Raw genomic sequence first — 25,816 nt, forward strand, 5'->3', positions numbered from 1 at the left:
TGGGTTATTGACGTTCACTGCACTAAACTCTGTTCCATCAATAAATTTGACGCTATTCGCTGTCGTTCCTACAAACGATCCACCGATATTGAGACTTGCATTGGCTCCAAAGATAATCCCATTGGGATTGAGCAGAAACAAACTGACGGGATTGCTGCTATTTGTGGTCTGAATCAAGCCATCAATATTGGAAACATTGCCTCCCGTTACCCGACTAAAAATCGTCTTAATATTCGGTGTATTCACTAGATTAAAAGTTGCTGAACCTCCCGTCGGTACTGAGAACTGGCTAAAACTATGAAATAGATTGCCTCCACTATTGGGCTGATTGCCCTTGGTAATCGTAAAGTTGAGATTGTCGGGACTGGTGACTGTTGTTGAGAGCGTGCCATCGGCTGTTACGGGTTGTGCTGCGACAGCTATGGGTAAAAACATTCCCAAGAATAGAAAGCTAGAACCACACCACCATAGTCTTTGACTAAAATTCATTATACTCAACTACCTCTTTAAAAAGCTTTGTTTGTAACCGCTAAGAATCCCGTACAGTCGGTTATGGCTGTTTCTCTTGTGTCATTATTGGCAGCATAGATGCGCACCTCACCCTTGGCATTGATTTGCCAACCCGTAGCCTCTACGATGGGCGGTGTCACATTCGCCGATTGCTTTTCGGATTGCTTTTCGGATTGCTTTACAGTTGCTAAAGTGGAAAGATTGCGGATATCCGTCCAAGGATGATTACCACTGCGGCGATCGCTGGGATTTTCGGGCAATCCACCGCGACCTGTGGCGACAAAGCGACTATTGCCATAGGTTCGGCAACCTTGAGCAATTCGCTGACTCGGATCATCGATATTGCTTGGCAGTTGAATCAATCCAGCGGTCGGAGTAAAAGCGAGGTTGTTAATATTCACCGTACCGCTTAGCCCAAATTGCGAACTTGCCGTGATGTCACTCTCAGGGGTTAATTGCGGACGAAATTTTAATCCAAATAAGCCTTGCGTAGTGATATTGATATTCCCACCTGCTCCGCGTAACGCATTCGCAGTAATGTCACTATTTTCCGATGGAACCGCTACGATAAATGCCCCCTTGATGTTGATATTACCTCCTGTGGCATTCCCTGTGGCATTGGTGCTAATTTGGCTACCATGTCGCAGCAACAGCACATTAGTGTTAATTGAGATATTGCCGCGATCGCCTGCGGAGACTTCCGATCGCAGACTGCCACCGTAATCCAGTTGAACGCGAGAAGCGCTAACGCTCAAGTTGCCCGCATTTCCACCACCAGTATTACTAACAGAAATTTCCGCCCCATTGAGTACATCAAGGCGATCGCCAACTATATTTACCGAACCCGCATCAGATTTGGTAGAAGAAGTCGCGGCGATCGTGCTGGTCAGAATTTGACCATTAGAAAGGGTTTTAGAGACATTATCTACCGTAATGTTCTTGACTTGTAGATTGATACTACCCGCAGCCCCATTGCCATTAGTTGAAGAGGTGATTTGACCGCCATTGAATAGTCGCAGGCTATCTGCTGTCAGGGAAATATTTCCACCTGAGCCTACCGCGTTAGCCCCCAGAGAGACCGTAATACCTCCAGGTAAGCTGCTGAGAGCATCAATTTCTGGATCACTGACGGTCACCTCTTTCGCTTGAATGTTAATATTCCCCGCTTTTCCTTTTCCCGATAGCGTACTCCGCACAGTCCCCCCGTTAAAGATTTGCAAACTGCCAACATCAATCGAGATGTTTCCCGCTTCCCCATCTGTTGCCCCAATTCTACTACTCACTCCAGATAGCAGTTTGTCAGGTGTATATCCCGATATTATAAGGCTCTCTTTTGCGCGAATCGAGATATCTCCAGCCTTACCCGTAGGACGAACAGGACTTACGACAACCAAAGCCGTACTGATAATTCCCCCATCTTGCACACGAATCCGATCTGCATCGATGGTAATTTTGCCACTCTCATTATTCTTACCAACAAAGAGATTGGAGTTTATAGCGGTAGGCGAGGCAACAAATGGATTAGCTCCCAATACATCCACATCTTTCGCTTTAACGGTCACATTGCCCGATCGCGAATTATCGCCATTAGAGGATGACTGAAGCCAAGCGCCATTACTCAACCGTAAACTCCCCGTCTCAACGGTCACATCCCCCGCTTGCCCACTTGCTGGAGCGCCAAACAATATACCCACAGAAGTCGAAATTCCCGGAGCAAATTGACCAATATCGGAAGCACCCATCAGGTCAACAAAGTCTGTGGTTTGGACGGTAATCCCCTTCCCCTGCCCAGCCGAAGTAATAGAACGAATATTTGAGCCATCCTGCAAGGTCAGACCCCGTCCACGGATATTGATTGCTCCGCCATTGGTTCCACTTGCATCAACTAAGGAGGTTTGACTGAGCGAAATATTTCCCCAATTCACAATGCTAGGATCAGAAGCAAGTTGCCAGCTCGCTTGATTGTTGAGGGCGATTTGGGCATTCTGAGCTGCCCACATTTCCACTCGTCCATCTGATGCGGTTAGGTTGGCTCCTTTCATGTCGATTTGACTGCCCACTAAAGCCAAGGTATTTCCCTGCGCCACTTGCAGGTTAGCCATTGCCTGTAAACTAATTGCTCCTGCATTTGCCTCAAGTTGTAGCCCAATAGGAGCGCTTACAGTTAACAGGGGGGGCGAGGTGAGATCGTTGGCACTAAACTTTACTCCATCACTAAAAATGACGCTATTGGCTGTCGTACCGATAAATGATCCGCCGATATTTAAACTAGCATTGGCTCCAAAAATAATGCCACTGGGATTGAGCAGAAACAAACTTACAGGATTATTATTATTAATAGTCTGAATCAAGCCATCAATGTTGGAAACACTTCCTCCCGTCACCCGACTAAAAATCGTCGTAATATTCGGTGTATTCACTAGATTAAAAGTTGCCGAACCTCCCGTCGGTACTGAGAACTGACTAAAACTATGGAATAGATTCGCTCCACTATTGGGCTGATTGCCATTGGTAATCGTAAAGTTAAGATTGTCGGGACTGGTGACTGTTGTTGAGAGCGTGCCATCGGCTGTTATGGGTTGTGCTGTGACAGCTATGGGTAAAAACATTCCCCAGAATAGAAAGGTGGAACTATACCACCATAGTCTTTGACTAAAATTCATTGGCTACTACCTCTTTAACTTTAAAAAGATTTGGTGCGATCGCTAAGAATCCCGCACAGTCCGTTACGGTTGCTTCTCTTGTGGCATTATTTGCAGCATAGATGCGCACCTCACCCTTGGCATTGATTTGCCAACCCGTAGCCTCTACGATGGGCGGTGTCACATTCTCGGATTGCTGTTCGGATTGCTTAACAGTTGCGAGAGTCTTGGGATTGCGGAAAGTGGCGGGGTCGCGGATATCTGTCCAAGGATGATTACCACTGCGGCGATCGCTGGGATCTTCGGGCAATCCACCGCGACCTGTGGCGACAAAGCGACTATTGCCATAGGTTCGACAACCTTGGGCAATTCGCTGACTCGGATCATCGATATTGCTGGGCAGTTGAATCAATCCAGCGGTCGGAGTAAAAGCGAGGTTACTGATATTTACCGTGCCACTCAATCCAAATTGCGAACTTGCCGTGATGTCATTCTCCGAGGTCAATTGCGGACGAAACTTCAATCCAAATAATCCTTGCGTAGTGATATTGATATTCCCACCTGCTCCGCGTATCGCATTCGCAATAATGTCACTATTCTCTATCCCCACAATCACAGGGGAATTAATACTAATATTGCCGCCATTACCAGCCCCCCCCGCTTCAGCGCTGATAAGACTACCATGACGCATCAATAGGAGATCGCGAACTTGCAGGTTAATATTGCCACCTTCACCAACTTTGGTAGAAGTGGAGAGGCGACCATTATCGAGTTGGATGGTATTCGCATTTATTGAGAGCGTACCAGCATCACCAAAAACTTGGTTCTCCGCAATCACAGTTCCTCCATTGCGAACCATCAAAGTTGGCGTATTAATTGTGATATTGCCTGAATCGGCCTGGGAATTCGGATTGTTAGTCAATACAAATGTACGTGCCACCGCACCTATGTAACTTGGGTTCTGACTATCTTTTACCCCACTGACATCGATCGACTCCGACGCATTGATCGTGAGATTGCCCGCACTTCCAGTACTCACCGTAGAAACTGAAACCAGTCCACCATCTTGAATTGATAATGTGCGCGTATCGAGCTGAAGATTTCCCGCATGACCAGAACTAAAAGTATTTGCAGATAGGAGACTAATAATTGTCGAATTATTAGGAAGGGCATCCAAACTCGACACCATCACCCTATCAGCAATGACATTGGCATTCCCCCCATTCCCCTTACTAAAAGTTCTTGTGCCAACATTCCCACCGCCAAAAATAGTCAGTTGATCAGTAGAGAGAGATAAATCTCCACCCTGACCAGCACCAAAGGTAGCCGCGATCAGCACCCCAAATATCGGATTAAGAGCAGGATTACCAGGTTGAATCCCCCCAACGCCTATTTCATTCGCTTTAACGGTTATATTGCCACCTTGGGCATTACCGAAGGTACGATCCATCACGATCGCCCCTTTATCAATCATCAGTTGGGGGGTAGTAATGAAAATACTGCCCGCTCCTCCAGCAGCCGTAGTTTCATTCACCACACCACTAGAACTGAGAAAATCTGAAGACATGCCAATTACTTGCAGGGATTCTGTGGCATTGATCGTAATATCGCCTGCCTTTTGATTGCCGAGGTTTTGGACAACTGCGATCGAACCACCACTGAGATTAACCTGTTTCCCTTGCATTTGAATTGAACCAGCACTAGTGCCACGAACTGCTACTAAGGCGCGTTGACTCATCTGAATATTGCCAAAACTATTAGCCTTGGGATATGCGAGCGTCAATCCTTGCGACGTTGCATCAATCTCAACATTGCCTCCAGTGACACTTCCCAATTCAATTCGCCCACCTAAAGCGGAAATCACACCCCCCTCCAGAGAGAGATTTCCAGCAACCAAAGCCAGTGTTTGACCAGATTGAACCTGTAAACCACTTAAATTTAAATTAGTCAGATTGGAAACAGACGATGCGCCATTTAACTTAGCGTTACTGCCATTCCCCTGTACGGTGATATTTCCCGAATTGCTTCCCATATTTAAACCCATTGGCGATGCAACCGTCAGCAGGGGATTAGAAGTGCTGTCGCTAGCGATAAATTCCACCCCATCCGCAAATTTGATACTATTTGCCGTTGTACCGACAAAGGAGCCGCCAATATTTAATCTGGCATTGGGACCAAAAATAATGCCACTGGGATTGAGTAGAAATAAACTTACGGGATTGTTGTTATTAATTGTCTGAATCAAGCCATCAATGTTGGAAACACTTCCTCCCGTTACCCGACTAAAAATCGTCGTAATATTCGGCGTGTTCACTAGATTGAAAGTTGCCGAACCTCCCGTTGGTACTGAGAATTGACTAAAACTATGGAATAGATTCGCTCCACTATTGGGCTGATTGCCATTGATAATCGTAAAGTTGAGATTGTCGGGGCTGGTAACTGTCGTAGACAGCGTACCATCGGCTGTCACGGGTTGCGCTGCAACAGAACAAGCTAGGGATAGATACCCCAAAAGTAGATTGCCACCTAAATAAGATAGTCGAAAAATAGAAATCATAGATGCTTTTCCCCTTCTCATATAAAATAAATAAAATCACCAGACAAATATCTTTAGTAAAATCTTATTAAGAATATTAAAAGAAAATAAAAAATCATTAATTAATTAAGCAAATACTAAGTAACTGGGCATACTAAAAAAAAGGAATTAAAACCCGCATTTACGTTGTGTGTATCATGGATTTTAGATTTTATACCTAATTATGACTAGATACTTATAGCATCTTGCTAAATTAATTCCCGCTTAATTTATGAAACAAAAAACTAATCATAGTCAAGGTTTTACTATTTTATTATACCTATGGCAAAACAAAAAAACTGCTATAATTTCACAGGTCAGTTGGAAAATTCATGTACTATCAAATATTACCTGATTTTACTTATTATGGATTATTAATATTGCCAGACTTAAATTATCTTAAAAAGCAAAGAAATTACTCTTAAATATATGGATTTTTGTAATATTTTGTTGTGTAATTGTCTCGCTCGCACTTTGCCATTCATGAGATCTACGATTATTTTAATAGTTGTAAGTTTGTCTTCAGAATTGTCTGCGATCGAGGCAAGTGAGCTTAATCCTGCATTGAATAAACAAGGATTATTTACACAACTTGTCGATCATACCGATCACGTCGATCATGTCGATAACAATGTCAGAACCAAAGTCAACACAAAGCACGATGCTTCTCAATTCCCCATACAATCACCTCTTGAGCAGAGCCCAAGGGATGAGCCATTGCTCACAGCACAGAGGGTTGACCCTAATCTTTCTAATCCTTTACAACGGATTAATCCCTCTCCTAATCAACCTGTTTTGCCCCAAGAAACACTACCTACATCACCAACCTTAGAGCAGTCAGTACCTAAAGTCCCTGAAGGAACAGAGACTCGTCCAAGTACTTTCCCCGCTAAGTTTTTTGTCAAACAAATTGAGGTAATTGATAGCACAGTATTTACTGCCGAAGAACTGGCTGTAGTGACTAAGTCTTTTACGGGTAGGGAGTTAACATTCGCGGAATTACTACAGGTGCGATCGGCTATTACTCAGCTTTACATTAGTCGTGGTTATATTTCTTCAGGTGCAATTATTCCTCCCCAAACCATGTCAAATGGGACGATCAGAATGCAGGCGATCGAAGGCAGTTTGGAAGAGATTAAAATTACGGGGCTACAGCACCTTAATGCCGACTATATTCGGAGCCGTCTGGAATTAGCGGGAGCAAAGCCTTTAAACATCAACCATCTACTGGAAGGGCTACAATTACTAAAATTAAATCCCTTAATTGAAAATATTTCCGCAGAGTTGCAAACGGGCGATCGCCCTGAAACGCGAATTTTATTAGTGGAAGCTAAGGAAGCTAAAAATTTCAGCGTTATTCCTACTCTGGACAATGGGCGATCGCCTAGTGTGGGTAGTTTTCGTCGTCAGATTCAACTCGTTCATGCGAACTTGCTTGGGCTCGGTGATGGATTGAGATTGGGCTATACCAACACCGATGGAAGTAATGGCTTTGATTTCAGCTACACTATGCCGATTAATCCTAGCAACGGCACGATCCAATTAGCAGCTGGCACTACGACTAGTAATGTAATTGAGTCTCCCTTTGACGTACTCAAAATTTCGGCTGTCTCGAAATATTACGAAGTCACCTATCGCCAACCCTTGATTTTACGCCCCCAAGAGGAGCTAGCCCTAGGACTGTCATTTTCAAGGCAAGAGAGCCAAACTTCCTTAGGTATTGACAATATTGGACCATTTCCCATCTCTTCTGGTGCGGATAGTCAAGGTAGTACCCGCGTCTCCGCTTTACGCTTCTTCCAAGAATGGACTAAGCGCAATGAACAATCGGTAATAGCTTTTCGCTCTCAATTTAGTTTTGGACTTGGGGGATTATTTAATGCCACTGTCAACCAGCAGGGAGTTCCCGATAGCAACTTTTTTGCTTGGCGAGGGCAAGGGCAATGGGTACAGTTACTTGCACCAGAGACGCTTTTTCTATTGCGGGGAGATATTCAGATCGCCGATCGCACATTACTAACCTTGGAGCAATTTGGCTTAGGGGGAGCCACCACTATTCGCGGCTATCGCCAAGATTCTCTCTTAACCGATAATGGGGCACAGATTTCTGCCGAAGTTCGTCTACCAATTTTTAGAGATGTCGATTCTAAAGGGATCTTGCAATTAGTACCCTTTATTGATGCGGGCGCTGGGTGGAACAACAATGGCAGCAATCCTAAGCCAAATACTTTAGTAGGTCTGGGGATGGGGCTATTGTGGCAACAGGGGGAAACTTTATCGATCCGACTTGACTGGGGGATCCCTCTAGTTAACGTAAACTCGCAGGGCAATAGCTCACAAGAACGGGGCTTATATTTTTCTGCTACGGCCCATTTTTAAGCCCTTCACCTGTATAGCGGTTTTCCAATGAGTGCATACTCACTTGAAAACAAAAAATCAATCCTAGTATGGGTTTTGAGTTTTCATTTTGCCGTAGGCAAAATAAAAAACACTATCAAAAACCACTATAGATGAAGGGCTTGAGAGGGCAAAGGTCTACATGAAGGTTCAGAATTTAGTTCAGAATTTAGTTCGGAATTTAGTTCAGAAATTTAGTTCTTCTCGGAGGGGTTTTCAATTTCATGAACGGGGATTTCAATAGTAAACTCCGTTCCTTCTGATGAGGTATTGGTTAGCATCAATTTTCCGCCATGGGTTTCTTCAACTATCTGGCGACTAATGGAAAGTCCGAGACCACTTCCTTTACCCACGGGCTTAGTGGTAAACAGCGATTCAAATATTTTGGACTGTAAATGGGGAGGGATTCCTAGCCCATTATCTCGAATAGCGATCCGCACTATATCATGCAATTTAGGCTCACAATGGATCCATTCAGTCTTTACCCAAATAGTAGGCTGCTTAGCTTCACCCCGTTTGACCATTGAGGCAGTGTAACCACTAGAATGCAAGGCATCGATCGCATTGGCTAACAAGTTCATAAATACCTGATTCAACTGTCCCGCATAGCAATCTATTTCGGGCAGCTTGCCATAATCCTTAACGATATGAATTTCTGGAATTTGATCGACAGCCTTGAGGCGATGCCGTAGCAGCATTAGGGTGACTTCAAGCCCTTCTTCAATTCTAAACCTCACGCGACGTTCGGTATCAGATCTAGAAAATATGCGCAGAGAATTAGAAATATCCTTAATGCGATCGCATCCTACCCGCAAAGATTTAGTGAGTTTAGGTAAGTCCGCAATCAGAAAGTCTAGATCGATTGATTCAGCATGGTCGAGGATCTTATCGTTTGCCTGAGGAAATTCCGCTTGATAGAGTTGGAGATGATCGAGCAGGTTCGTAAATCCTTCTTGAGCCAAGGATAGGTTGCCGTTGATAAATCCTAGGGGATTATTAATTTCATGGGCAATTCCAGCCATCAACTGACCAATACTAGACATTTTCTCGCTCTGCACCAATTGCAGTTGGGATCTTTGCAAGGTTTCTAAAGCTTGAGTTAATGCAGCCGTACGTTCCGCAACCTGCTGTTCTAAACGTTGATTTTGTTCAGCGATAGTTTTGTTGAGAAAACTCAACCTCAAATGCAGATTGACCCTAGCGATTACTTCTTCTTGTTGAAAAGGCTTCGTAATATAATCAACGGCTCCAAGTTCAAAACCCTTAACTTTTTCCATGGGATCGGCGAGGGCGGTCATAAAGATCACAGGAATATTCTGGGTTTTGGGATTAGACAGCAGAGTTCGACAAGCTTCAAAGCCATCTATTCCTGGCATCATTACATCCAAGAGGATGAGATCGGGATTTAGATATTCAGCTTGGGACAGAGCATTTTCGCCATCAATCGCTACTGAGACCGTAAAGCCGTGATTTTCCAATGTTGCAGACAGGACTTCCAAATTGGTGGGATTATCATCCACAACTAAAATAGTACTCGTTTGCAATTGCTGCGAGAGGTTGTGATGTTGATTAAAAGTCATAAAGTTTAATAAATTTCTTTAATAAGTTTCTAAGGATTGATCGGTATATTGCTGAAGTACTTCTTGCAATCTTTTTATTTGATAGCTACTGGCAAGTTGGCGGAGTTGGCTAGTAAATGGCATAAGATTTAGATCTTTTTGCTCTAAGGTATCCAGTTGTTTAATGAAATTTTTGAGTAATCCTTTGAGTGCCAAATCAAGTAAGATAAGCAGATCCTCAGACTCAGGTAAGACAATTTCAGGGGCGGGAATTGATGAAGTCCCCGTAGCGGTGATAGAAAGATCATTTTCCAGAGAATTTTCCATGGATTCCATCGAACTGATAACTGAATTGCCCGCAAGGGGAAAGGAATTCATAGGTGCTTCGTAGATCCACTCCAAATTCAAATATTTCTTGAGCTTTAAAAATAGATCTTTTGATTGAATTGGTTTGGGAGTAAAGTCCGTACAGCCAGCAGTCAAACTTTCTTGCAGATCGTCATCAAAGCTGCTTGCTGAGCAAGCAATGATTGGTACAGAGGCAAATCCCTGTTGCTGACGAAGCCGACGCGCCATCTCAAAACCATCCAAAACTGGCATGACCAGATCGAGCAAGATTAAATCTGGATGATTGGCGATCGCCTGTGCCAAGCCTTCTTGACCATCCTTAGCCTCAAACAATTCAAAGCCAATGCTTCGGAGCAAGTTAACCAAAAATGAGCGGTTGTCCGAGCGATCGTCTACAACCAAAATCTTCATTGGAGCCCCTTGATAGCCTGTGATTACTCGATTGGATTGAAATTGATTATTCTTCCAGCCCGATGCCAGAGGAAATTCTAGATCGATCCAGAAGGTACTTCCCTCACCTAAACGGCTACTAACCTGAATGGTACTACCCATCAATTGCACGATTTTTTGGCTGATTGCCAAGCCTAGCCCCGTACCTTCAGATTGCTTCTTTTGATCTCCCACTTGTTGAAATGGAGAGAAGAGCTTATTTAAGTTTTCGGCACTGATGCCTACCCCCGTATCTTCGACTTGAAACCGCACTGTGGCAAAGGACTGGCTTAGGGCTCCATTGCTTGGAGATGATGACCTCGTTCCTACTAAAGATACCTTCATGGTTACTCCTCCCACATCGGTAAACTTCATGGCATTGCTGAGTAAATTGAGGAGAACCTGTCGTAGCCTCTTTTCATCGGAACGAATGCCTCCAGGAATATTGGGGCTAATCTGCACCAAAAAGCTTATGTCTTTCTGGGAAGCTCTGACGGTGAAAATTTCGGTCACATCTTCTAAAAAAGCAGGCAGTGGCAAATCGGATATCTCCAATTCAATTTTCCCTGCCTCAACCTTAGCCAGATTTAGGACATCATCGATTAATGTCAGCAGGTGATCCCCACAGCGCTGAATCACCTTAATCCCTTTTTGCCCATCTGCGTCGAGAGATTTAGATCTTTGCAAGATTTGCGCATAGCCAAGGATGCCATTGAGGGGCGTTCTCAACTCATGACTCATATTTGCCAAAAATTCACTCTTAGCGCGATTAGCTTTATCAGCGGCTTGTTTTGCTAATTCAAGGTCGTGAGTACGTTCTTCAACTTTAACTTCCAAGTTTTTGGAGTAATCGAGGAGTTGATTGTTGAGGATTTCCAACTGTTGATTGGTTAATTCCAACTTTTGTTGCTTATAAGCATTGGTAATAGCGATCGCACTCATAATAAAAGCGCATAAAGGTGGCATGATCGGCACTAAAAGCCCATTCAGAAAAGACAAGTAGCTAAAGCCAAACAACAATCCAATCGATACGAAAGCCCCCCAGACCGCTCGCTCGCCTAAAATTCGCCCTTTGCCTTCGGCAAAGCTAATTAAAATCCAGATCCCCCCTGTCCCCAGCATTGCCCAAACCACGATCCAGATTCCCTGCTCGATGCTAGACCAACTATGGAGCCCTAATCGACCATCCTTTGCCGAACGAATTATCTGACTGGCTATATTAGCGTGAACTACAACTCCTGGAGTACTTTTAGTTTGGGCGAGATTATCATAGGGGGTGGCGAAGAAATCATTAGTGCTAGGAGCCGTAGAACCAATTAGCACAATCCGATCGCGAATCAAATTGTCGGGAATACGTCCTGCTAATACTTCGCGCATAGAAATAGTAGGAAAAGAAGATAGCGAACCTCTCCAGTTCAGGAGGATCTGATAGCCACCCAAGTCTTCATTGCTATATCCTGCTTCCCTATCCCTCATTGGTAGAAAAATGGTTTTCCCCAATCGAAACTTTTGCTGAGTCGCATCAACAGGTTCTAAGGTGATTTTCTCTGCTTCTAGGTACTTCAGAGCCGCTTGTGTGGCTAGTCCCGACTTAATCGTTTTGTTGTCTCGTTGGTCTTCCGCCGTGAGCAGAGCCCGACGCACTTTCTGATCGCTATCTAGGACTAAATCGGCAAGCGCCACCTGTTCTTTCTGTTTTAACACCGCTGGCGGATCGACGCGATCACCAGTCATTTTCTCGACCCCAATCAGGGTCGGCGTGGTTTGAAAGATTTGCAGGAGTTCTTGATGTCCTGGCTCCTCTGGTAAATTGCGATAGAGATCCATCCCAATCACTCGAGGATTTTGCGATCGCAAATTTTCGATTACCTTCGCTAATACGCGATCGGGTACTGGCCAATTGCCTGCTGTTTTGATATCAGTTTCGTCGATCGTCACGATCACGATATTATTTTCGACGGACTCCCCAGGTCGCCATTGAAAGAACTTATCTCGAATCGCCCATTCTAGTAAATTAAAAACACCGAGCAGGTTGCCAACAATGACAATAGCTGAAATGCTAGAACCTATAATTAAGACTCTTTTAGAGTTCCCGATAAATTTTTTGAGTCCTAATCTCATACTTACCTGTGTTTAAATTTTGAGTAGCCTAGTTAGCAACATAGAGAAGAAAGATGGTGATTTATAACCATCTTTCCCCATTTTCCTATAGAAATCTTGGCTTCATCAAAAGTTTGATTTTACTTTGTGATAGCCAAACTGGTAAATTGAGACAGTTGAACGGAGTCCAAAAGCTCTTTCCATTCCTTGGCAAGCAATTGATCGCTTGGCTGAGCCGTCCGCAAAGAAGACAGGATTGAGGCACTATCGTACCAAACTCCGTTAGCTGCCAAAATCGATGATTGCTGTAGAGATGTTTTGCCCTCTAAAGATTTAGCGAGATCAGCACTAGGCGTAATCCGCTTAATCCAACCGTCAACAAAGGGACTGTTAGGGGTCAAGTTGCCTTCAAGTTTGAGGGCAAAAAACCACTGATAGTTTTTGTCAATTTCTAGAGCAGGTGCGTTCTCAGGCAACTGGATTGCCACAATCCCCGCTTTTCCTGACACTGGCACAGACATCTGATAAACCGTTTGCTTTGATTCATCCTTCAGACTAAAGACTGCCTCTTGAGCAGAACTAGCTGGGAGGTAAACCAAAATCGCAGGATGGGCAGATAAGGTTGTGCCATAGAAGGTTTGAGGTAGGACTGCCGCCATGAAAACAGGGCGATCGCCAATCAAATAAGAGCCGTAGGCATTGGTGCGAGAGGCTCCACCCGCTGTGCCAATGGGAGCGGAACTGCTAGGAGGAGGCGTAAAAGAGCTTCTAGATGCCCCACCAGCAGTTTGGGTTGGTGCAGAACTAGTAGCAGGAGGTACAAAAGTACCGCGAGATGCCCCACCAGTAGTTTGAGTTGGTGCAGAACTGGTGGCAGGAGGTACAAAAGTACCGCGAGATGCCCCACCTGTAGTTTGGGTTGGCGCAGAACTGGTGGCAGGAGGTACAAAAGTACCGCGAGATGCCCCACCTGTGGTTTGAGTTGGTGCAGAACTAGTAGCAGGAGGTATAAACCCGCCGCGAGATGCGCCACCAGTAGTTTGGGTTGGTACCGTATTCTCTGGTGGAGGGCTAAACGTGCTGGACTGAGCTGCACTCGGAGAAAATCCGATTGAGCTAGCTAGTAGGGACATTATTCCTACAACGCTGCCAAATCGTCTATGGTAGCTTGTAATCATTAGAATTCTTCCTTCAAATAAAGTTACGAAAAATCCACTTTTGTTACATGTAATTCGCTTATTTCCATGTGCATTATAAGTTTACCCGTTAATTTTTTTCATAACGTCAATTACATTGCAATTCCTTTAATTTCATTACAAAACAAGTCAAATTCAAAAGATACATAAAAAATGTGCGAAAGATTTACGAAAAACTTATTTTAATGGATAGAGTAAACTTTAAAATACTTGCAAGAAATCAATTGAAAATACTATGCAATAATCCCAATTATTTTAGTATAGTCAAAAAAATACATATCAAAGTCAAAACGATTAATTAGCAACCATTTCAGGTATTCTGGATTTACACTTGATCATGGTGAAATGCTGAATAAAAACGTCTTATTTTAGTCATTTATACAGTTTATTAAGGAAGAAATTATTGACATAATATTGACATTGAGTAAAGCAATTTTTGAAGAATGACTTTTTAGACAAAAAGAGGAAATATTGATTAAATATTAAAGACTTTTTAATGATAAAGCCTAGATGGCTACGATCAAATACGATCAAATATGTGAGAATATCCTATAGCATCTCAATTGGATTTCAATAAATCTTTGTTATTCAGTGGCTTCGACTCCGCTCAGTCAACGTTAGTTGAAGTTAGTCGAATGGGTAGGGTAATTGTAAATTTTGTACCCATCCCCATTTCACTTTCACAAAGAATTGTACCTTGGAGATTCTGGGTTACGAGGTTATAGATAATATGGAGTCCCAACCCGCTACCGCCTTTATCTCTAGCGGTTGTGAAAAAAGGTTCAAAAATTTTAGCTAAATTTTCATTGGGAATGCCAATTCCGTCGTCGGAGTAAATGATGATCGCTTTGGCATCTTGCTGGGTAATCGTAAATTGTAACTGACCGACTTTATCTAAGCCTTGATAGGCATGGGTTAAGGAATTTATCACTAAATTGGTAATGGTCTGAGACAATGCGCCTGGATAGCTCTGCATCGTAATATTGGCATCACCTTGGACGATTACTTGGTGGGGCGTATATTTGAGTTGAGGTTCTAGGCTAGTCAAAATCTTTTCAATATAGTCTTTGATGGGAAAGCTCCGTTGCTCTAGGCTCGAACGATCTACGGCAACTTGTTTAAAGTTTTGGATGAGTTCGGCAGCACGATGTAAGTTAGCTGATAGGATTTCACTACTACTTTTGGCTTTTTCTAAATATGCTTGTAAGCTAGATTTTTTAAGTTCGCCACGATTGAAAGATGCATTAAATTTATTGGTGGCATTCTCAAGGATGGAAGCTGCCATTAAACTATTGCCAATAGGGGTATTAACTTCATGGGCAATACCAGCCACCATGCTACCGAGTGAGGCATATTTCTCTGATTCCACAAGTTGTTTTTGGGTTGCCTTTAACTCGTCTAAGGTTTTAGCTAATTCGGCATTTTTTTTGTGAATTGCTAACTCCGCCCTTTTGCGATCGCTAATATCGCGGATCGTAAATAGCACTTCATTGGCTCCACTAACAACAATCCGAATTTCCTCATCGCGGTACTTGCCATCAAAGTAGACGCACTGTTCGTAGGTTTGTAATTCCCCAGTGCTTAGTGCTTGATGAATATAAAAAAGATGGCGATCGCTCAATTCTTGCGGCAGGATTTGAGAAAGATGCTTACCGATATTTTCAATGTCGGGATATAACGACTCGATACTACTATCAAAGTTAACCTGCCCTAGATAAATTCCATCGCCATTGACGTTGAACATCAAGTCGGGAATAACCGAAAGGATAGCGCGTCTACGCGCTTCGCCTGCGCTGAGGGCTTTATAACCCGTGATGACCATCGTCGAAGTAAATAGGGCAAAAAATGCAGGAACAACTGGAATCCACCATCCCTGTAAAAATAGAATATAGCTAGCAATCAATAGACTCGTCCCTAAACCAGCGATCTCTAGAGCTAACCTAGGGATATGGAAAGTGAACTTCGACCGTTTCGTTGGTTTGGCATGGCGACGGCTCCAGCACAATAGACCACTAGCAAGTGACCAGATGACAATCCATAGACTTTCTATCGGTTTTGACCAGACCCGTAAAACTGGACGCTCGCCGAGGGCATTCGCAATTAATTGACTGGCGATATTGGCATGTAAGGTCACACCACTAGTGACGGGAAAAGAATTCCCTAAAACCGTGCTGTTATAGGGAGTAATAAAGTAATCGGTGTTACTTTCAGCGGTAATACCGATCAAAACAAGGCGATCTCGCAAGATATCCTGAGGAATATCTCCATTTAAAATTTGCGTTAATGAGACTACATGAAATCCATCCTGAAAATTGCGAAAGTTCGATAATATCTGATAGCCCCCTAATGGTTGGCGAACATAGCCGCCATCATTTTCTTCCATAGGCGAAAAAATTGCTTTCCCTAATTTATATTCTTGTTTTTGGGAGTCAAGTACTTCTAGTTTAATATTTTCGGTTTTGAGATATTGGAGCGCTAGGGCAGCGCTCAAACTGGTAATCGTCTTCCCTTGCTTATCTTTTAACGATAACAGTACTCGTCGGATTTTGCCATCACGATCGGGGGGCAAGTCATTGGCCGCAACTTGATTGAGCTTTTCCAAAATTGGAGAAGCAGCCACGCCGTCGCCTTCTCGATTGGCGATCGCTTTGCGAATACCGACGAGATTGGGTGTGGATGTATATATACTCAATAGTTCTTGGTATCCAGAATTATTTTTTTTCGGTACTGGTAAATCGCGGTAGAGATCTAATCCGATCACTCTAGGTTCCTGCTGTTTGACCGCTTTGAGAAGGTTGACGAGGGTGTCGTCGTCAATGGGATAACCAAATTTCTGAATATCCGATTCATTAATTGCAACAATCACAATGCGATTATCTATCGGTTCTAATGGTCGCCACTGAAAGAACAAATCGTATAGGGATAATTCTAGGGGCTGAAGTAAGCCCAAAAAGCGAATTCCTAGTAAGATCCCTGTGGTCATGGGGATAATTACACAGAGTTCTTTATATTTCCAAATACTTTTTTTGAGAATGCTCCGCATAGATAAATTTTAAAATGGATTTGCAGATATTGAGAAATAAATCCCATTTTCCTGTAAAGTTCTCTTTTCTGCGGAAATTCGACTCAGGGGCAAGCCTAAATCGAGACGAATGGTGAGGCGATCGCTCATTTGAAATCGCAATCCCATGCCTACCGAGACGAGAGTGCTCGGATCGGGGTTTGTATTTGCTCGCTGATTCCATACCGTACCAAAATCACAGAACGGAACAACCTGTAAAAGTCCATTAATGTCGGGAATTTGCAAGATCGGAATCCGTACCTCCGCCGATAAGACTAAGCCATTATCACTGAGCAATGCATCTTGGCGATACCCCCGCAGGTTATCTTGTCCCCCCAAACTAATTTGTTCCTGAGACAACAGGGGGCGATCGCTAAGTTGGAGATCGGCTCGCAACAGTAGCAGCGTTTGCGGTGCTAGTAGCCGCAAATATTGAGTTTGCCCTCGCCAAGTCAGAAACCGACTATCTGGAGACAGATCGTTAATGGTGGAGCCAAGAGCATTTAGCCCTAAACTTAGTTGCGATCGCACTGCAAATACCTCTTCGGCACTACGCTGGACATATTCTTGAAAAAAGCGCAACGCTGTAACTTTAGTTTGACCATTATCATCAGCACCAAGAGCAGGAAAAGGAATGAGCCCCCCTAGCAATGATGCTGAACTTTGCCGATGACTCAAGGTTAAGCCTAGGGCGAGATCTTGGGCAGGATTTTGGAGGATAGGTTGGCGAATTGTCAATTCGTAATTGCGGGAATTAGAGGCAATATCGAGAATGTTAAACGGAGATTCGATGACATTACTCGATGAGGTTCCCAAACTAAGCCCAATCGTGCCATTGTAAGGATTGAAAGGAATTGTATAACTTGCATCAAAAGCATTGCTACCATCGGTATTGCCATAGGAGAGACTGAGGCGATCGCCTAGCCCTGTTAAATTCGCTTCGATCATTTGGATTTGGCGGCGTTCGGAACCGACGCTCGGAGCGCGACTATTATCAAAGGTAATCGGAAGGCTGAAGGTCGGAGCCTCGGTTACCTTAATTTCTAAATCATTTAATCCTGCCTCCAAACTTGGCGATAAATTTGCCGATATACTCTCAATAAGAGGATTGATTTGCAATAGTTGTAATGCTTCGAGAAGACGATTGCGGTTAAGCGGCTTAACTGTGGCGATCGCAATCCGCGATTGGATGTAGCCTGCATTCAGTCTGCTCAATCCTGTAATCTTAATTCGATCTAATCCACCTTCAACGATTTGAATCTTAACGGTTCCTGTCTGTAAGTCCTGCTCTGGGAGGTATGCACCAGAGGTAATGTAACCACGCTCTAAATACAGTTCCGTAATCTTGGTTCTAACTTGAAATAATTCGACAATGGAAATTGGCTTATTAGTATAAGGATTAGTAATTTTTTCTAATTCGCGATCGCTAAAAATGCTGCTACCAATCACTGCAAATTTCTTGACTACGATCAATTCAGAATTACTATGGCGAGGCATTTGCGAATCTGATGGCGTTTGGGGATTTTGGGGATTAAATAGGCGATCGGGCGGCGGCAGTTGAAAAGGTTCCGTTGGCGTTTTCGGAGTTATTTTGGGGGCAAGCTCGCTAGGGGTTGCCAAACTAGGAATAGATGGGGATTGAGCCGCAATCTCTTGATTGTAGAAGTTTAAGGAAATCACCAATACTGAAATATATGTTTTCTTGCCTAAAAGTATGGATATGTAATCATATAATGCTTTCACGATAACCACTTACAGATTTCACTAATTATTTATTGAGGGGAAATATTCTTCATTTGGGCGTAATTTAGCTGCATATTTTATAAATATATCATTGGTTAGAACCTTGCTATTTACTCAAGAAACTATAAGTAACTCAGCATAATTAAAATCTAGATCTAAAACCTGTGGCGCACGCTGCGCGTGCGCCACAGGTTTTAGAGTTTTATATTTAATTAAGCCCACTTACTTACATATTCGTGAATATAGCAATACCTGCGTTAGTTATTACAAATCAAAGATATGATTTACTCATATTCATTTACTCATATTCAACTTCTAGACTTTAAAATTATTTATTCTCAGCTATCCAGTTAACTGGATATATTAACTGGGCATATAAATCAGCATAAAAAACATTATAAAAACTGTAGTCTGCGCTACAGTTGTGGGGAATTTATATTTAATTGTGCCTAGCTACTTACTTATTTAATATTTACTAAGTAGTTCGGCATAATTAAAAACCAAAACCAGAGAGCGTACGGCCCGCTGCGCGGACGGTGCGCTCTTCTAGGTTTTAAGTTTACTTATGCCTAGCTACTTATTGATTTTTGAAATACCTACAAAAAGGAATTTAGATAATGAAACACTTGTCATACCCTATCTATATTTCTTGTCTAGTTGGTGTATGTCTCTTGCCCAATACATTCTCTGTGTCTGCCCAGATTGTTCCAGATCGGACTTTGCCGATCAACTCTATGGTAACTACAAGAGGACTAACCTCTACAATTAATGGGGGAACTGCTAGGGGAGTTAACCTTTATCATAGTTTTCAAGAATTCTCTATCGCTCCAAATAATACTGCCTATTTTAATAATGCTGTCAATATTGAAAACATCGTGGCGAGAGTTACAGGAGTTTCTATTTCTAACATTGATGGCATCATTAAAGCAAATGGAAAAGCTAATTTATTTTTGCTCAATCCTAATGGTATTACATTTGGAACCAATGCCAAACTAGATGTCGGGGGAACTTTTTTGGGCAGTACCGCAGGTAGCCTCAAATTGTCCGATGGCAGCGAATTTAGTGCCACTAATCCCCAATCTCCCCCTTTGTTAACCACCAGCATTACTCTAGGATTACAGTATGGCGCGAGTAATGTGGGGGCAACGATCGCCAATCTTGGCAACCTGTCAGCCAAACAAGATTTAATCTTAAATGCAGATAGATTAGACTTACAGGGACAGTTACAGGCAGGTCGAAACTTAACCTTACAAGCGCAAAATACTTTAAAAATTCGTGATACAGCTAGCAATCCATTTTGGGCAATTGCTGGTCGAGAAATGCTATTGCAGAGCAATCAATCGATCGATATTTTTGCTTTAAATCATTCTCGTAGTGGCTTTTGGTCGGGAGCGAATATGGTGTTGCGATCTCCCAATCCTGCGATCGGCGACGCGCATTTCTACGCTGGGGGCAACTTAAATATTGAGAATCTCAATGGAACTCTCGGTAATCTCATCAGTCCCAACGATCCCATCATTTTGGTAAATGGCGATGTAAATTTAGGAGACTATACAGGGGCCTCGCTGCATATTCTGGCAGGGGGAAGCGTTACGTTGGGCAATGTGACGATCGCTGCTACAGGGGGTACTAGTACCACCATCAATCCTAGTAATTCAACCCTATTTAATGCCACAAAAAGCTATGCCGATCTCGCAACGGTCTATTTGACTGACTATCAAACAATTAAAAACAGTGACGGCTCAGTTCGGGATATTGTCCCCATCAAAATCCCTATTACAGTTGATGGTAGCAAGCAAGCAACTTTAGATGTACGATCGGGTGTAGATTGGACGCAACTCGGTGGCTTACCAACTAGTCCCCTAGTTTCAGGCGCGATCGCTCCACCGCTTAGCTATATCAATTCTCCGACTAGTGCTGACATCACGATTAATGGCAATATTCGCGTAGATATCCCCAGTGGATTAGTGTTATTGACCAACCAGTTTGCTCCCAATAGTTTACAAGGTAAAATCTCTACGCAAGTAATTGATGTGAGTACAGGTATTGTCGGAGCGGATGCTGGGGATATTCATATCTATGGACGAGGGGACATTGCGCTGAATTCCGACTTAATTGCTTACTCGGAGCCATTGATTGGTAATGCTGGAAATGGTGGTGCGATCGCCATTTCTTCTTACAATGGGGACATTACAACAAGGGCGAATTTATACACTGACTCTTTTACCTTTGTGGGCGATACGGGCAATGGTGGCAAGATTTCGCTATCTTCCTATTCGGGCAATATCATCCTCGACCAAGTATATTTTGAAGCATCTGCTTACGTTTTCTTGGGTGATTCGGCAAATGCGGGAGATGTGTCTCTCACTTCCCATTCAGGCAATATCATTGTAACGGCTCCCCTTTGGAAATCTCCATCAGTATCCATATTAGGGGCTTCAGGCAATGGGGGGAAGGCTTCTGTCGCTACTTATTCTGGTAACATCACAATTCAAGATGCCAATAGTTTCTACGGTGGTACTGGTACTTATTTAGACACAGGGACATACTCTGGTTTTAAGTCCTCTGGTAATGGTGGAGCATTTTCCTTAGCTTCCAATTCTGGCAATATTTCGCTGATTAAAGCCCCCTTAAATTCCTCTACTGCTTCCTATTCATCATCAAAATTGAATTATGCAGGAAATGGCGGCGCAATTTCCTTAGCAACCGCTTCGGGTGATATTAACCTGAACGACTTAAGCCTATATTCCTACTCTTTTTCCCCCTCAGCAAATGCTCGCAATGGCGGCGCAATTTCTTTATATTCTGGCGCTAGAAATATTAATCTGAACAATTCCACATTGTCAGCTTACTCCTTCGCACCTGCGGCAGCTTCTCAAAATGCAGGAACGGTATCAATATCCACTCCCAAAGGCAACATTGCCAGTGCCTTAACTAGCTATATATTGTCATTCTCCATTTCTAAGCTAGGCGCGATTAGTGGCAATGGGGGAGAAGTTAATTTGGTTGCTAAAAATCAGATCAAAAACCTCGGTCTTTTTACCTCATCGGCATTTGGGCGGGCGGGAGCAGTAAATATTAAGGGCTTGGGCGATTTAGCGATCGCTGATCTTCGGATCATTACTAGTAAAACGGTCAACTTCCCCCAACGCACTTACGATATTAACGATCCGAATACTTTCATTACGACGATTTTTGGCTCTGGACAAAGTGGACGATCTGGCGATGTCAATGTTATGGGTACAAATAATCTCACCTTTGATAACACGCTGATCCTGAGTACGACCCAAGGGGTAGATCCTGCGGGTAATATTTCCATAACCAGCCCTAAATCCATTGTCTTCCAAAACAGCCAAATCTTGAGTAATACCAGTAGCCTAGGCGATGCAGGTAATATCGCTATTGTCGCAGGGCAGGATCTCACCTTCAAAAACAATAGTCAAATTACCGCTCAAACTAGTAATAACGGGAAAGCTGGCAATATTGACATCAAGGCAGGAAATTCTATGCGCTTTACCGCAGGTACTGGCTTATTTGCTAATACCGCCAAAGGCTCGAAGGGGGATGGTGGCAATATTGAGATCGATGCGCAGTATGCCACTCTTCAAGATGGCGCGACGATCGCTGTGGGCAGTTTGGGCGCTGGTATTGGTGGCAATATCAATATCTCATCAAATTACCTCTCTCTGTTCAATGGTTCCTCCATTAATGCTTCGACCGCAAGTACTAATGGGGGTAACATCAGTTTGCATATCCCATCGATATTACTTCTGCGCTATGGCAGTGATATTAGTACTACCGCTGGAACCGCTAATGCAGGGGGGAATGGGGGCAACATTAATATTAATGCAGGATTTATGATCGGTGTTAAGGGAGAAAACAGCGATATTTTTGCGAATGCTTTTACGGGTAATGGTGGCAATATTAATATCACTACGAATGGTATTTATGGATTAGAATTTCGATCGCAACTGACTCCCTTTAGTGATATTACGGCTAGTTCCCAATTTGGATTGCAGGGAAATGTAAAGGTGACGACCCTAGACATCGATCCTAGTCACGGGCTAACTGCTTTACCGATCAATCTCATCGATCCATCGAGGCAAATTAGTCAGACCTGTGGAGTGGGCGGCAAACTATCTAGCCGTGATAATAGCTTTACGGTTTTGGGTAGAGGCGGTTTACCCAAAAGCCCTCGCGACGAGCTTTCCAGCACGCAACCCTTGGTAGAATTAGCTGAGCTTTTACCCCGTGCCAATAATAGTGCCAATAATAATGCCAATAATTCGACCTTAGGATTGCAAACGCAACCAGAAATAAAATCAGATATAAAACCAGATATAAAACCAGATATAAAACCAGATATAACTAAAGAATTTCCCAAAGCTATTATTGAGGCAAATGCGATCGCTAGAGATAGTCGTGGTAAGTTGCGATTAATTGCGGCGGCGAACCCGCTTAGCCCTGCCATCCCTGAGCTTTCTTGTCCAAAATAACTCAAAGAACAGGTTTATGAGCTATTCAAAGCCCAAAAGCAGCAGGCTCCTCCGCTATCTCATTATGGGGTTCTGCGCGGCAATACTTGTCATTCTCTTAGGATGGAACGTGCAACCCAGTCAGACCCAAAACATTCCCAAAGACATTACTAAAAACATTCCCAAGCCCTCTAGACAAGACTCACTTAACGCTTCGGGTATCTCTATCAGTCAATCTTTTCCCAGTAATCCTGTCGCTATCGTCGATATCGGGAAACAATATTTTCAATCAGGACAATATGCTCAGGCGATCGCGACTTGGCAACAGGCTGCCGATATCTATGCCAAACAAGGCGATCGCCTCAATCAAGCTATTGTCTGCCAAAATATTGCCTTAGCCCATCAACAGCTCGGTCATTGGCAAGAGGCAGAAAAATCAATTGTACTCAGTTTAGAAATTTTCCAATCCCATCTCCCACAACCTAAATTACTCGCGCAGGCTCTCAATATTCGGGGGAGTATCCAGATCTCGCAGGGCAAGGCGCAAGAAGCATTAGCAACTTGGCAAAAAGCCGCAGTTATTTACGAACAGATCGGAGATAAAGAGGGAGCCATTCGCAACAAAATCAATCAAAGTCAAGCCATGCGATCGCTTGGGCTCTATCCCAAAGCCAAAGATCTACTCAAACAAGTTCAATTGGCGCTTCAAGAGATGCCAGCCTCTTCCCTTAAACTTTCTAGTCTGATCGAACTCGGTGATACCCTGCGTCTCAATGGGGATTTCGCTGAAGCCGTGACGATCCTAAAAGAAAGTCTAGCGATCGCCCAAAAGCTCAACGATACGCCAACTATTGCCGAGATTTTCCTTGGGTTGGGTAACGTCAACTCCAGCCAACTGGAGGCTGCAAGTGCAGGAGATAGTAGAGAGCGTCAGCAAAAGAGTACCGAAGCGATCGCCTATTATCAACAGGCTGCTCAAATTACGACCCGTCCCATCACTCAGGTAAAAGCCCAAATAAACCAATTGCGCCTTGAAATGGAGTTAAAACAATTTGAGGCAATCAAGAGACTATTACCGACGATCCAAGCCCAGTTACAGGACCTCCCTCCCAGTCGGGCTTCGGTATATGCGAGGGTGGGTTTTGCCCAAGATTTAATGAAGCTAAACTCTGGAGCAAGCGATCGCCTAGGAAGCGATCTCCTAGGAAGCGATCGCCAAATTATCGCCCAATTGCTTGCTAAGGCTGCGCAACAATCCCAAGAAATGGGTGATCCGAGAGCCGAATCCTATGCGATCGGTTATCTAGGAGAACTCTATGAACGATCCCAACAACTTACTGAAGCTCAGGAACTCACCGAAAAAGCGCTTATTCTCGCCCAAAACCATAATGCGGCTGACATCGCCTATCGCTGGCAGTGGCAATTAGGAAGGATTTTTAAAGCCCAAGGTAAACAGTCTCAGGCGATCGCCGCTTACAATGAAACCGTCAGCACCCTTACTTCTATTCGAGGTGATCTTGTCTCTAGCAATGCTGACATTCAATTTTCCTTTCGTGATGGGGTCGAGCCTATCTACCTCCAGCTCGTAGACCTCCTCATGACCCATGAAAAAGGGCAAGCATTAAGCCAAGAAAATCTCATCGCCGCCCGTAAAGCGATCGAATCTCTCCAAATAGCAGAATTAGATAACTTCTTTAAAGAAGCTTGCCTTAAAGGACTCTCGACCCAAGTTGACGAAGTCGATTCTCATGCAGCCGTCATTTACCCCATCGTTTTGCCTGATCGGGTAGAAGTGATCGTTTCACTTCCCGATCGTTCCCTCATCCATCGCACTACTACAATTTCCCAAGATAGCCTAAACCGACTTTTGAGCGAACTGTGGCGATCGCTAAGGCGCACATCCCTTGAAACTGATATTCAAACAAGCTCAGAGAAAGTCTACAATATCCTCATTGGTAAAGAATTTGAAGCTATATTTACCACCCATAAAATTCAAACTCTTGTATTCGTTCTGGATGGAGCCCTGCGGAATCTGCCCATGGCAGTTCTCTATGATGGCAGGCAGTACTTAATGGAGAAATACAATCTGGCTCTCACCCCAGGATTGCAACTTCTCGATCCTCACCCTCTCAAGCGTCAGCAACTAGAAGTGTTTATCGGTGGCTTAAGCAAAGGGACTCAAAATTTTAGCGCATTACCTAATGTCGAAAGAGAAATTCAGCAAATTGCGTCCATAGTATCCGCTCCCACACCATTGCTCAATGAAACCTTTATAAGCGAATCTATCAAAACACAAATCAGTAAAAATTCTTTTCGAGTAGTTCATTTAGCTACCCACGGTGAATTTAGTTCTGACGCAGAGAAAACCTTTATTTTAACTTGGAATAATCGTCTTGGAGTTAAACAGCTAGGAGATTTGCTACAAACCAGAGATCAAGACCAACTGAATCCCATTGAGCTATTAGTACTCAGTGCTTGCAAAACTGCCAAAGGCGATAATCGAGCCACCTTGGGTCTGGCGGGGCTGGCGGTGCGATCGGGGGCGAGGAGTACGCTCGCCAGTTTGTGGTCAGTTGAGGATAGTGCCACAGCCACCTTCATGGAAAAGTTTTATCAAGAACTCATGCTCCTCGGTACCACCAAAGCCAATGCTTTACGAAAAGCGCAAATCGGGCTTTTAAACAATCCCCAATTTACTCACCCCTTTTACTGGGCTCCCTTTGTACTCGTGGGCAATTGGTTATAAAGCCCTATAGAGAGTTGCGGCGCTTCGCGCCGCAA

11 protein-coding genes are annotated in these 25,816 nt (G+C 43.6%); 3 read left to right on the top strand and 8 right to left on the bottom strand.

Annotated elements, in window-relative coordinates; all coding sequences use genetic code 11:
- The 3 genes from PSE7429_RS07395 to PSE7429_RS07405 form a co-directional block, all read right to left on the bottom strand.
- Positions 1 to 489, bottom strand: a 489-nt coding sequence (locus tag PSE7429_RS07395) for a filamentous hemagglutinin N-terminal domain-containing protein (protein ID WP_009626493.1), incomplete at its 3' end; no start/stop codon positions are given.
- Between the two features lie 17 nt (positions 490 to 506).
- Positions 507 to 3,173 (bottom strand): two-partner secretion domain-containing protein, encoded by a 2,667-nt coding sequence (locus PSE7429_RS07400; RefSeq protein WP_009626494.1) that lies wholly within the window; start codon positions 3,171 to 3,173, stop codon positions 507 to 509.
- Positions 3,163 to 5,709 carry a two-partner secretion domain-containing protein gene (locus tag PSE7429_RS07405; protein ID WP_009626495.1) on the bottom strand — a complete coding sequence of 849 codons (2,547 nt, stop codon included), beginning with the start codon at positions 5,707 to 5,709 and terminating at the stop codon, positions 3,163 to 3,165. Before PSE7429_RS07405 ends, PSE7429_RS07400 begins: the two co-directional genes overlap by 11 nt.
- Before the next feature lie 501 nt (positions 5,710 to 6,210).
- Here PSE7429_RS07405 and PSE7429_RS07410 point away from each other — a divergent pair.
- A complete protein-coding gene (locus tag PSE7429_RS07410; RefSeq protein WP_100228906.1) occupies positions 6,211 to 8,106 on the top strand; it encodes a ShlB/FhaC/HecB family hemolysin secretion/activation protein in 1,896 nt (631 codons plus the stop codon).
- A gap of 212 nt (positions 8,107 to 8,318) precedes the next feature.
- Here PSE7429_RS07410 and PSE7429_RS07415 read toward each other — a convergent pair whose 3' ends face one another.
- From PSE7429_RS07415 to PSE7429_RS07435, 5 genes are all read right to left on the bottom strand, one after another.
- Positions 8,319 to 9,704, bottom strand: coding sequence for a hybrid sensor histidine kinase/response regulator (locus PSE7429_RS07415; RefSeq protein WP_009626498.1), 1,386 nt, complete (start codon positions 9,702 to 9,704; stop codon positions 8,319 to 8,321).
- Positions 9,705 to 9,722: 18 nt separating this feature from the next.
- Entirely contained in the window at positions 9,723 to 12,581 is a 2,859-nt protein-coding gene (locus PSE7429_RS07420) for a CHASE2 domain-containing protein (RefSeq protein ID WP_009626499.1), read from the bottom strand.
- Between the two features lie 119 nt (positions 12,582 to 12,700).
- The gene (locus tag PSE7429_RS27105; protein ID WP_052017665.1) at positions 12,701 to 13,693 is read right to left on the bottom strand and encodes a DUF928 domain-containing protein; all 993 of its coding nucleotides are present in this window, start codon (positions 13,691 to 13,693) and stop codon (positions 12,701 to 12,703) included.
- 670 nt (positions 13,694 to 14,363) lie between these two features.
- Positions 14,364 to 16,799: a CHASE2 domain-containing protein gene (locus tag PSE7429_RS23420; protein ID WP_009626501.1), complete on the bottom strand. Its 2,436-nt coding sequence runs from the start codon at positions 16,797 to 16,799 to the stop codon at positions 14,364 to 14,366.
- A gap of 9 nt (positions 16,800 to 16,808) precedes the next feature.
- Positions 16,809 to 18,560 (bottom strand): ShlB/FhaC/HecB family hemolysin secretion/activation protein, encoded by a 1,752-nt coding sequence (locus tag PSE7429_RS07435; RefSeq protein WP_233424310.1) that lies wholly within the window; start codon positions 18,558 to 18,560, stop codon positions 16,809 to 16,811.
- Positions 18,561 to 19,177: 617 nt separating this feature from the next.
- Between PSE7429_RS07435 and PSE7429_RS23425 the strand changes: the two genes are divergently transcribed.
- Both PSE7429_RS23425 and PSE7429_RS07445 read left to right on the top strand, forming a co-directional pair.
- Positions 19,178 to 23,056 carry a two-partner secretion domain-containing protein gene (locus PSE7429_RS23425; protein ID WP_009626503.1) on the top strand — a complete coding sequence of 1,293 codons (3,879 nt, stop codon included), beginning with the start codon at positions 19,178 to 19,180 and terminating at the stop codon, positions 23,054 to 23,056.
- A gap of 16 nt (positions 23,057 to 23,072) precedes the next feature.
- Positions 23,073 to 25,781, top strand: coding sequence for a CHAT domain-containing protein (locus PSE7429_RS07445; RefSeq protein WP_009626504.1), 2,709 nt, complete (start codon positions 23,073 to 23,075; stop codon positions 25,779 to 25,781).
- Positions 25,782 to 25,816 lie beyond the last annotated feature (35 nt).

This window comes from Pseudanabaena biceps PCC 7429, assembly GCF_000332215.1.
Lineage (GTDB): Bacteria > Cyanobacteriota > Cyanobacteriia > Pseudanabaenales > Pseudanabaenaceae > Pseudanabaena > Pseudanabaena biceps.

Coding starts and splice junctions, on each gene's coding strand:
- PSE7429_RS07400 (WP_009626494.1), bottom strand. CDS start 3,173: ATGAATTTTAGTCAAAGACTATGGTGGTATAGTTCCACCTTTCTATTC.
- PSE7429_RS07405 (WP_009626495.1), bottom strand. CDS start 5,709: ATGATTTCTATTTTTCGACTATCTTATTTAGGTGGCAATCTACTTTTG.
- PSE7429_RS07410 (WP_100228906.1), top strand. CDS start 6,211: ATGAGATCTACGATTATTTTAATAGTTGTAAGTTTGTCTTCAGAATTG.
- PSE7429_RS07415 (WP_009626498.1), bottom strand. CDS start 9,704: ATGACTTTTAATCAACATCACAACCTCTCGCAGCAATTGCAAACGAGT.
- PSE7429_RS07420 (WP_009626499.1), bottom strand. CDS start 12,581: ATGAGATTAGGACTCAAAAAATTTATCGGGAACTCTAAAAGAGTCTTA.
- PSE7429_RS27105 (WP_052017665.1), bottom strand. CDS start 13,693: ATGTCCCTACTAGCTAGCTCAATCGGATTTTCTCCGAGTGCAGCTCAG.
- PSE7429_RS23420 (WP_009626501.1), bottom strand. CDS start 16,799: ATGCGGAGCATTCTCAAAAAAAGTATTTGGAAATATAAAGAACTCTGT.
- PSE7429_RS23425 (WP_009626503.1), top strand. CDS start 19,178: ATGAAACACTTGTCATACCCTATCTATATTTCTTGTCTAGTTGGTGTA.
- PSE7429_RS07445 (WP_009626504.1), top strand. CDS start 23,073: ATGAGCTATTCAAAGCCCAAAAGCAGCAGGCTCCTCCGCTATCTCATT.